Origin of the sequence: Microcystis sp. M165S2 (assembly GCF_020245885.1) — a bacterium.
GTDB lineage: Bacteria > Cyanobacteriota > Cyanobacteriia > Cyanobacteriales > Microcystaceae > Microcystis.
Genome location: NZ_JADBTZ010000282.1, coordinates 1 through 10,043 on the forward strand (window position 1 = coordinate 1; position 10,043 = coordinate 10,043).

Consider the following 10,043-nt stretch of genomic DNA (forward strand, 5'->3'; position numbering starts at 1 on the left):
AATCCTCCAGTGTTTTTACCAAGAGTTGTCAAACAATCCGAAACTGGTTTGGAGAAATTATTAGTTATTTCGAGCAAAGGACAACGAATGGGGTGGTCGAGGGAATCAACAATAAACTTAAACTAATAAAACGGAGAGGCTATGGCTTTAGAAACTTTCGGAATTTTTGGGTTAGAAGTATGTTATCTTGGCATCTTGTCTGTTGATTTAGCATAAAGAGTAACGAAGAGCCTGATTATCTTCCATCTGAGGAATATTGAAGTTAATATCTAATACTTTTGATAAAGCTTGACCCCATAAATGAAAACGATAGTAGGTTGATTTTTTAGTATTTGTATTAATTAATACAGCATTTTTAAATCGATCAACGGCAGTAAGAAATAAACTTTTAAATGCTTCTTCTACCTGTTCTTTGTTTTGCTCGGCAGCTTCTCTAATTAGATCATCGCAAAAGTAAAAAACCATCACATCTAAAATTGCTCGATTGAACTGACTTCGATACTTTTTTTCTTTATATAACCAGAGAGGAGAAAAGTTTTTCTCTGCAAAAATATTAATTGTTGTCTGGACAGCTTTTTCAAATTGATCAACAACATTGATAATTTCATCTGAGCGCTTTTCCCATTCTTTATTGAAATTTTTACAGGTTTTATCTAGAAGCATCTGAACATCACCGCGATAATCAGATAAATAATAATGAAAAGCTACATAACGCAATAATATATCAGTGTTGCGCATCCGGAAATCGGGATAGGGAGATTTAAATATTTTCTTTAATGCTTGACTTTCTATCGCTCGATCATCTAAAAAATTAATAAAATCCCCTGGGTGTAATGCTTGTCTTAATTCTTGTGGAGACAAAGGGGGATTTTCCACATTGAGACGCAGAAAAATTTTATGGAGGAAACTCTCCGTTTTCCAATTACGGATAACAATCGTGCGGATAGTTTTATTATCCAGTTGGTCTAAGATACAATACAAGTTAAAGTCATTTTCTATATCTTGATATTGGCAGCCATTGAGATTATCTAGAAATTCTAAATCTTTTAAAGTAAAACTATTATTAGGTGTGGCACTGTCACCATAAAACTGTAAAATTGTTAGTAAGCATTGTTTGCCATCAAGAACGATAAATTTACCTTTTTCCTTATTATTAGTAGCTAAGACAATCTGTGGGACTGGAAACCCTAGAATTAGGGATTCAATAAATCGACTTTTACGAGTAATATTCCAAGCATCTCGTCTTTGAAAGCGCGGATTTAGTTGAATATTTTCTCGAATTAGTTGATTAAGAATCGTTGCGGTAGTCCAATCACTACCAGCAACAACAATCTCGGAGATTTCTTTGAGTTCTAGCTTTTTTTCCCTTGCTGATTCTCCTTCAATATCTTCTTCTTCTTCTTCTGCAAAATCCACATCTTCTCTGTCTTCTAAAAGCTCTAACTGTGCCATAGTTGCAATTAATACCCTCAATTTTCTATTCTGCAAAAATCCCGCCCCAATATTTGGACGGGATTGACTCTAATCTAACAAAACTACTCCCATTCTATAGTTCCGGGGGGCTTAGAAGTAATATCATAAACCACGCGGTTAACTCCCTTAACTTCATTGACAATGCGATTAGAAATTGTCTCCAATAAATCATAGGGAACCCGCGACCAATCGGCAGTCATTCCGTCTTCACTGCTGACTAAACGTAGGACAATAGGATAAGCGTAGGTGCGTTGATCTCCCATCACTCCCACACTGCGTACAGGCAATAAAACCGCGAAAGCTTGCCAGAAATCGTGATACATTCCCTGCTTATTAATCTCGTCGCGCACTACCCAATCTGCATCGCGCAAAATATTTAATTTATCTGCGGTCACTTCCCCTAAAATGCGAATTGCTAAACCGGGGCCGGGGAAAGGTTGACGACGAACAATTTCTTCCGGAAGACCGATCGATCGACCTAATTTTCTCACCTCATCCTTAAATAATTTTCGCAGGGGTTCGACCAATTTAAACCGGAGATTTTTCGGCAGTCCACCAACGTTATGATGACTTTTAATTTTAACCGCGACTCTTTCCCCGGTTTTGGGATCCACATTACTATCGGCCGATTCAATCACATCGGGATATAAAGTTCCTTGGGCCAGATAATCAAAGGGTCCCAAACGATTCGATTCTTCTTCAAACACCTGAATAAATTCATGGCCGATACGACGGCGCTTTTCTTCGGGATCCGTGACACCGGCCACTTGCGCTAAAAATCGCTTTCTAGCGTTGACATACTCGACTCTAATATGGAATTGCTCGTTAAATATCTGCATTAATCGTTCTGGTTCACCCTTACGCATGAATCCCTGATCGATAAACATACAGGTTAGTTGATCACCGATCGCTCGATGCAACAGGAATGCTAAGGTAGAGGAGTCCACACCGCCAGATAAAGCCAATAAAACTCGCTTATCGCCCACTTTTGCCCTAATTTCTCGGATCGATTCCTCGACAAAAGCTTCCGTGGTCCAAGTGGGTTCGCATTTGCAGATATGATAGACGAAATTGCGAATTAAGGCGATTCCTCCCACAGAATGGACAACTTCCGGGTGAAACTGCACTCCAAAGAGTTTTTTCTTGTGATCGGCAATGGCCGCACAATCGGTATTATCGGTATGAGCGAGAATTTCAAAACCCGCGGGCAATTCCACGCAGGAATCCCCGTGACTCATCCATGCGGTGGAGCCGTTCTCGACATTGGTTAATAAATCGGTAGGATCGTTGATAAATAGGGATGCTTTGCCGTATTCGGCCCGTTTTGCCCGTTCTACCCTGCCCCCTAACTGCTGTACCATCAATTGCATCCCGTAGCAAACTCCGAGGATGGGTACACCTAAATTCCAAATTTCGGGATCACAGTGGGGCGCTCCAGGATCATAGACGGAATTGGGACCGCCCGAAAGAATTATTCCTTTCGGGTTGATTTGGGCCAATTGTTCGGCACTGGTACGATAGGAGAGAACTTCGGAGTAAACGTTCGTTTCCCGGATTCTGCGGGCGATTAATTCAGAATACTGGGAGCCAAAGTCAAGAATGATGATTATTTGACGATTAAGGCTATTAGTGAAGGACTCTGAGGGCAAAGTCTCTTGGGGGGTGGGAAGGGGGGTTTGAGTTGTCACTGCGATCAAGAAAAGAAACTGGCAGGAAAAGGTTAAAGATTTGTGAACTAAATCGGCTATTGTTCTGAAAATAAGCTACAATTGTCTAGCCTTATTAGTTTCATTTTTTAAAACTAAATATTCCCACGATCATAGCACGGTCACTAGGGGGTAACTTGTAGATTCTGCAAAAATTTAAGGCCATTTTCGCTTTTGCTGATCAAAGAACGAGATCGATCGAATAAAATACAACCGACCCTAAGATGACCGTTACTGTGGTTATAAACGTATTCTTGGCAACGGCGATCAATAGTATTAGCCATTTCTCCATAGATGCGTTCCACCCAATTATCGCCCGTTTGCCGGTCTAATTGACGCAGATATTCCAGACCGTTTTCACTGGTGCTACTGTCAAAAATTTGCTGGAGATGGGGGGTAGCTAAACCCATTTTAGCGGCGTAGGCGGTAAGAATTTCCCGACGACCATCGGCGAGATGATGGTGAGTCTGAAAGATTCCCCCGGCAAGTTTAATTAATTTACCGTGATAACCAAACAAAAGAATTTCAGAGATTCCCTGTAATTGTGCCTCTAATAACATCGGCCCGATCCAGTTGGCTGTTTTTACCAAAATATCAGGATTAATACCCATTTGAGGGGCTAAATCTAAGCCATTTTCCCCGATACAAAACACCAAGCGATCGAAACGACGGGATAAAATTTTTAATTGCTCGCGAAAGATTTCTAACTGTCCGGGGGCGCTGAGGGGTTGGGAAATGCCGGTGGTACCCAACAAAGATAATCCCTCTACCACCCCAAAAGCGGCGTTAGAAGTCCTTGTGGCCAGTTTTTTGCCTTCTGGAAGGATAATCGTCACTTTGAGGCTTTCTTGGGGCAGTAACAGGGGTCTGAGGTTTTCTTGCAGGAGACGCTGGGCATAACTATAGATAGCTGATTTTCCGCCATTATCAACCTGTATGCCGATTCCTTCGCCGCCTTCAATCTCTATCTCTTGATTACCCGTCTTTCTTTCTACTAACGCCCATATAGGGGTATTTCTAGTTAAATCTAAATTGTCCCCCGGCTCGCTGCGGGTGATGGCTAGGGCAGCATCGGGGTTAAGTCGGGCAACTTGTTCGATGGCAATAGTAATGGCTTCTGGCGGTTCTAAAAGATTAAAAGTAACGGAATTTAGCTCATTTTCGCCGTGAAGATGCTGGAGAGATGCGATCGCACTGGCACAGGCAAAAACCGGTAAAGTGTAACCCGAACGGGGTGGGGAGATAGACATGAATAGAGTCCATAGCCAATCAAATTAGCCGTGATCTGATTATAGAACTAGGGGGCAACCGCTTATTCTCAGATTAGCCGAATCTCATCTCCCCCGCTCCCCTTGCCTCGTCTGGCCCAAGCAATTTAAATGCTCGGGAGGCTTACCTGATGAGCCTTTCTCTGTCAAATCTTAAGGAGTCATGGGTTTCATTTTTGAATTGGCTTAATGACGGCTGGAACGGTCGTGGCTGCTAATTTGGCGATCGCATCAATGATTCCCAAAGAAAAAGCATAACCTGGGGGACAGGGTAACTCATCACTGGAAAGAGGTAGTGATTCCCCTACGGTTGATAATAATGGCGGTTCTGTCGTCGCTTGGATGCTTTCACAATAGCTAACTCTCGTGACATAATTGGAGGACTTCCCACGGACATTAGCCACAGCAAAAGTTCCATAATCTGTCGGGTCTTTAGGTTGCCAATTTTGTTGGCGTTTGCTATCGGCATCTGAGATTTTCCCCCCCCATAAAACTGCTATATAACCATAACTATCACTTTGGCGAGGAATTGCGGCTATTTGCACTCCATGATTATTAATAACTTGTACCTCAAAATAATGGCTGGGTAGGGCAATTAATCCCGAGAGTTTTTCAAGAAATTTTCCCTTGTCTAAATAGGATGCGTTCTGCACATCAACATAAGTAGATAATAATTTAATTACCTCTAAATTGCTGGGTCGAATAATCGGTTCATTTGGTGAGGTGGGTGGTTCAATCTTTGATGATTGTTGGGGTGAGGTGGGTGGTTCAATCTTTGATGATTTTTGGGTGGTTTTGAACCCATAAAACAGGGCTATCGAGGCAGCAATTGCACTGCCAAACCACAAATAATTACCATAGGCATTTTTCGCTTTGCGAGGCTGATTGAGGTCTTTTAATGCCGCTGAAGCTGATGTATAACGGTTACTTAAACCTGGCGCAATTAGACCATCTAAAACTTCCGCTAATTGAGAACTAACCGTATTTTCCCCAAGCCAGTCTCGCCAGACCCAATTATTATCACCATCCACTAAATTAAACGGTGATGTATTAGTTAATAAATAAATACAGGTTACACCCAAACTATAGAGGTCACTAGCAAAAACCGCTTTTCCTCGTAATTGTTCTGGGGCGACAAATTCCGCAGTTCCGATGCTAGTTCCCGTTTTAGCCAGGTTAGTTCCCGTGTGGAGTTTAGTCGCCCCAAAATCTACTAAAAAGAGACGTTTATCGCTGGTTCTACGGATAATATTAGCGGGTTTAACATCCCGATGAATTAGGTTTCTGGCGTGTAAATATTGTAAAATCGGTAAAATTTGATTAAGTATATCTCGGATTTGGCTTTCCCCAAATACCCCCCTTGCTGCTAATTCTTGTTCTAAGGTTTCTCCCGGAATGAACTCTTGGATAAGATACTGTTGTTCATCTATATAAAAATATGCCAAAAATTTGGGGATTTGGGGATGGTTAAGCACCTGTAAACTTTGGGCTTCTCGACGGAAGAGGCCAGAGGATACCTGAGCATCATTAGCCCTATGGGGGGAAAATTGTTTAATCGCACAGGGAGGGTGATTAGTTTCGCTTTCATCTATACCTAAATAGGTGATGCCAAACCCCCCAGACCCAATTTCTCTCAATCCTCGATAGCGATCGCCTAACTTTAATGACTGACCGCAGCGTTCACAGGATACAATATCTTTAGGGTTTTCGTGGCTACAGGTGGGATTAAAACAAAGACTCATAGTTTTTCCCCAGGACATAGTTATCGCTTAACTCTAACACAGATGCTGAGACTATGAGACAATCAACTGTTGATGATTATTACTGAACTTCCCCGTTGACAAAAGGCCATAACATCTGCTGTAGGAGGGATTAAGAGTATTCAAACCAATCGTCCCCAAGTCCTCCAATAAAGTCCGAAAACTATGCCCGGGAAAGTTCTCTTAATTCCTTTTTTTTTCTTTCTTTATAGGGGTATTTCTAGTTAGGGTCTCTTGTCTTTTTCTCTTCCTGTCTCCTCACCTAAGGGAAGATTTTTGATTTTTTCAGGATATATATTAATCTTTCAGCAATTGTAAGCGATAACGATACAAAGCCACAGGACGATTCGGCGCTTGGAAATAATCCGGCGATTGGGGGGAAAGATAAATGGCTGTCACCTGATCGCCTAGAATTTTATTAGGAGATAATAACTGATAGGCGGTGGTGGTTTCCACCTCATTAAGATAAGTATTGGTTTCTCCCCGGAAAATTTGTTGAATAATTTCTGTGGCAATAAATTGATTTCGGCTAGGAGTTTCGCTATTTCTGGCAATTACCGTGGAAATTAGTTGATGAGCGCCCCGTAAAAAGGTAATCTGACGATTGGGATTATTGGGGTCAGTTTTTACCGACAATACCGACTGATTACCTAAATAGGCGCGACTAATTGCTAAACCATTAAAGGATCGATCGGCCACAGTTGATGGTTTACTGATAATGGTGGATAAAAAGGCAGCATTTATCGGTCTGGACATAGCTTTCTCAATGAATCTCACTGGAAACTCGATCGATTGTTCTAGGTAACGACGATTACTTTCAAAACCCGGTGTGATAATCTGGGGAGCAAGAGGAGCGGTTAAATCGATTAGGGTACTGGTGACAGTCCAATTGCCTACCATCCAATCGGGATAAACTAAATCTCCGCTGGCAAAACTAACCACCGGTTTAGTCATCCAGCGAGGATAATTAGTTAAGCGATCGCTTAAATTTCCCGCTATAGATAATTCTAAATGGTTACTACAGCCTAGAATCAATACTAACAAGAACAAAATTATCCTTTGCATGGGTAAAAATATTTTTTAAGTAATATTCTTTAATTATGAACGATGTTATCAACTCTCAAGCCTTTAATCTCGATTCGGCAGTAATTCCCGTCGCACCGACTGGTTTTAAATCGGGTTTTATTGGCATTATTGGTCGTCCTAATGTGGGCAAATCTACCCTGATGAATCAATTAGTGGGACAAAAAATCGCCATTACTTCTCCCATCGCTCAAACTACCCGCAACCGTTTACGCGGCATTGTCACCGGCGAGCGCTCCCAGATGATTTTTGTCGATACCCCCGGCATTCACAAGCCTCATCACGAATTAGGCAAAGTTTTAGTTAAAAATGCTGAAAACGCCATAAATTCTGTAGATTTAGTTTTATTTGTTGTCGATAGTAGCAATTTTTTGGGTAGTGGCGATCGCTATATCGCCGATTTACTGACTAAAAACCAAACTCCCACGATTTTAGGGCTAAATAAAGCCGATCAGCAACCGGAAGACCTGCAACCTCTAGACGATAGTTATCGTGCCTTAGGGACGGAAAATAACTGGCCGCTGCTCAAATTTTCGGCACTGGAGGGGACGGGAATCGAAGCATTGCAAAATCTGTTAATTGATTCCCTCGAAGTCGGTCCCTATTACTATCCCCCCGATTTAGTCACCGATCAACCGGAAAGGTTTATTATGGGCGAATTAATCCGCGAACAGATTCTACTGCAAACCCGTCAGGAAATTCCCCATTCTGTGGCAGTGGTGATTGAACGCGTCGAGGAAACTCCCGCTTTAACCAAGGTTTTTGCCGCCATCAACGTGGAACGAGCTTCCCAAAAAGGGATCGTCATCGGTAAAAATGGCAGTATGTTAAAAGCGATCGGGACTTCCGCTCGATCGGCTATTCAAAAGTTAATCGCCGGGGAGGTATATTTAAAATTATTTGTGAAGGTAGAACCGAAATGGCGACAATCTCGCTCACTTTTAGCAGAATTTGGCTATCGCACCGAGGAGTGAAGTGGGGAAGTAGGGTGTGGGGTGTAGGGTGTGGGGTGTGGGGTGTGGGGAGAAGCTTTTTTCAGTGATCAGTAAACAGTGAACTGAAAACTCACATCTGATAACTGATAACTGATAACTGATAACTGATAACTGATAACTGATAACTGAAATGACCGATATTAAAACCCTAATTAAACAGGTACACCAAGAGGCAAAAAAAGAGGATTTTCCCGTCGATACCCTAATTTACCAAGAGGCAAAAAAAGACCCTTTTGAACCGGTTTTGTATGGTGGTAATCTTGCTAGTCAGTTATGCTTTTTTGGCCGGGATTTAGGACGAGATGAAGTGTATGCAGGACAACCTTTGATCGGGGCTGCCGGTAGAATGGTAAGAGAGGGATTTTTTCAAGCTTGGCAGGGGAGAAAATCCCATGATCGTCAAGAGTTATTATCGGTATGCGATCGAATTTTCTTAACTAATACAGTTCCCTACAAACCCCCAGGTAATAAAGCTTATTCTGGGGAAGTGAAAGATCGGTTTCGTCCATTTATAGAAAAACTGCTAGTTTTTTATTGGCAAGGTGATCATATCATTACCCTTGGCACGGAAGCTTTTAAATGGTTTGAACCCTACGGTCAACCAAAAGAAGTAGATAAATTCTATCTTGATAAAGAACGCTTTACTAAAAAACTGCTAGTTACCCTTACCGCTACCGATGAAGATGGATTAAAACAGCAAAAGAAAGTGACTTTATTGCCTCTCCCCCATCCCTCTCCTCTCAATCAAAGATACTATGCCCTTTTTCCTGATTTATTACAAAAAAGATTAACTGAATTTGCCTTTTAACCGATGAGAATTTACGGCAATCGTCCCATAAAAACCCTAGCAGGACAATTAACCCGTCCGACGACAGCAAGGGTGCGAGAAGCTTTATTTAATATCTGGCAACATAAATTATCTGGCTGTCGTTGGTTAGATCTTTGTGCGGGTAATGGTTCCATGGGTGGGGAAGCTTTATGTCGAGGTGCGAGTCTAGTAATTGGAATTGAACAATCAGGACGCGCTGGCGAAATTATCAAGGAAAATTGGCGCAATTTAGCAACTTCCCACCAGCAATTCCAAGTAATTCGGGGGGATGTGCTGACAAAGTTAGCCACTTTAGCGGGGAAAAGTTTTGATTTAATTTATTTTGACCCTCCCTACGAAAGCGGGTTATATTTACCGGTACTAACTGCCATCTCTCAATCTAATTTATTAGATTCTCTGGGGGAAATTGCTGTGGAACATAATCCCAAATCTTGGCAAGCAATTAATCTAGAAAGTTTAACCATTTGTCGTCAGAAACGCTACGGCAATACCACGTTAACTTTTTATCAAAAAGCAGTTATCTCCTGACCACTGACTCTTAAGGGTTGGGTTGACAACAAGCTTAAAAAGGAGACTGGGTGTGGGGTGTGGGGAGTGGGGTGTGGGGTGTGGGGAGAATAAATAAAAATAATCTCCTGCCGACCGCCGGAAATGGTCAATTTTATTGGGCAGTCCCGAAAAAATTATTATTTCTCAACAAAATCACATAATTTGTCACTTTTCTTGACAATCATCCTGAGCAAACCGAGAAACTTTCTGGCAACCGCAGTTAATCGCCCCCTGTTTAAGCTATTTAGGGTCTGCTGAATAAATCTAAAAACCTTGTTGGGTAAGACTTTTAGACTTTTTGTCAATCAAAAAGTACCAGGCATGGGAGTGATCAGGGGGAAAATTCAGGTACTTTTTCCCTGAAAATTAGGTAGTTGACC

At 41.9% G+C, this 10,043-nt stretch carries 9 protein-coding genes; 4 read left to right on the plus strand and 5 right to left on the minus strand.

Annotated features, from left to right (window positions below; genetic code table 11):
* On the plus strand, positions 1 to 206 hold a 206-nt coding region (locus IM479_RS14260), incomplete at its 5' end, for a transposase (protein WP_287699469.1).
* Position 207: 1 nt separating this feature from the next.
* Here IM479_RS14260 and IM479_RS14265 read toward each other — a convergent pair.
* The 5 genes from IM479_RS14265 to IM479_RS14285 form a co-directional block, all read right to left on the minus strand.
* Positions 208 to 1,452, minus strand: a complete 1,245-nt coding sequence (locus tag IM479_RS14265; protein WP_287684053.1) for a DUF262 domain-containing protein — start codon at positions 1,450 to 1,452, stop codon at positions 208 to 210.
* A gap of 83 nt (positions 1,453 to 1,535) precedes the next feature.
* Positions 1,536 to 3,161, minus strand: coding sequence for a glutamine-hydrolyzing GMP synthase (gene guaA, locus IM479_RS14270; protein ID WP_287075704.1), 1,626 nt, complete (start codon positions 3,159 to 3,161; stop codon positions 1,536 to 1,538).
* 143 nt (positions 3,162 to 3,304) lie between these two features.
* Positions 3,305 to 4,429 (minus strand): cobalt-precorrin-5B (C(1))-methyltransferase CbiD, encoded by a 1,125-nt coding sequence (cbiD, locus tag IM479_RS14275; RefSeq protein ID WP_287684051.1) that lies wholly within the window; start codon positions 4,427 to 4,429, stop codon positions 3,305 to 3,307.
* 188 nt (positions 4,430 to 4,617) lie between these two features.
* Positions 4,618 to 6,189 (minus strand): serine/threonine-protein kinase, encoded by a 1,572-nt coding sequence (locus tag IM479_RS14280; RefSeq protein WP_287684050.1) that lies wholly within the window; start codon positions 6,187 to 6,189, stop codon positions 4,618 to 4,620.
* A 315-nt stretch (positions 6,190 to 6,504) separates the two neighbouring features.
* Positions 6,505 to 7,272, minus strand: a complete 768-nt coding sequence (locus IM479_RS14285; protein WP_287684049.1) for a DUF6816 family protein — start codon at positions 7,270 to 7,272, stop codon at positions 6,505 to 6,507.
* 35 nt (positions 7,273 to 7,307) lie between these two features.
* Here IM479_RS14285 and era point away from each other — a divergent pair, with 35 nt between their 5' ends.
* The 3 genes from era to rsmD all read left to right on the plus strand — a co-directional run bounded on the left by era (position 7,308) and on the right by rsmD (position 9,642).
* On the plus strand, positions 7,308 to 8,264 hold the full coding sequence (era, locus tag IM479_RS14290) for a GTPase Era (protein WP_286825956.1): 957 nt from the start codon (positions 7,308 to 7,310) through the stop codon (positions 8,262 to 8,264).
* Between the two features lie 151 nt (positions 8,265 to 8,415).
* On the plus strand, positions 8,416 to 9,093 hold the full coding sequence (locus IM479_RS14295) for a uracil-DNA glycosylase family protein (protein ID WP_286825955.1): 678 nt from the start codon (positions 8,416 to 8,418) through the stop codon (positions 9,091 to 9,093).
* A 3-nt stretch (positions 9,094 to 9,096) separates the two neighbouring features.
* Positions 9,097 to 9,642, plus strand: coding sequence for a 16S rRNA (guanine(966)-N(2))-methyltransferase RsmD (rsmD, locus tag IM479_RS14300; RefSeq protein ID WP_287684048.1), 546 nt, complete (start codon positions 9,097 to 9,099; stop codon positions 9,640 to 9,642).
* The last annotated feature ends 401 nt before the right edge of the window (positions 9,643 to 10,043 follow it).

Coding starts and splice junctions, on each gene's coding strand:
- era (WP_286825956.1), top strand. CDS start 7,308: ATGAACGATGTTATCAACTCTCAAGCCTTTAATCTCGATTCGGCAGTA.
- IM479_RS14285 (WP_287684049.1), bottom strand. CDS start 7,272: ATGCAAAGGATAATTTTGTTCTTGTTAGTATTGATTCTAGGCTGTAGT.
- IM479_RS14265 (WP_287684053.1), bottom strand. CDS start 1,452: ATGGCACAGTTAGAGCTTTTAGAAGACAGAGAAGATGTGGATTTTGCA.
- rsmD (WP_287684048.1), top strand. CDS start 9,097: ATGAGAATTTACGGCAATCGTCCCATAAAAACCCTAGCAGGACAATTA.
- IM479_RS14295 (WP_286825955.1), top strand. CDS start 8,416: ATGACCGATATTAAAACCCTAATTAAACAGGTACACCAAGAGGCAAAA.
- IM479_RS14280 (WP_287684050.1), bottom strand. CDS start 6,189: ATGAGTCTTTGTTTTAATCCCACCTGTAGCCACGAAAACCCTAAAGAT.
- cbiD (WP_287684051.1), bottom strand. CDS start 4,429: ATGTCTATCTCCCCACCCCGTTCGGGTTACACTTTACCGGTTTTTGCC.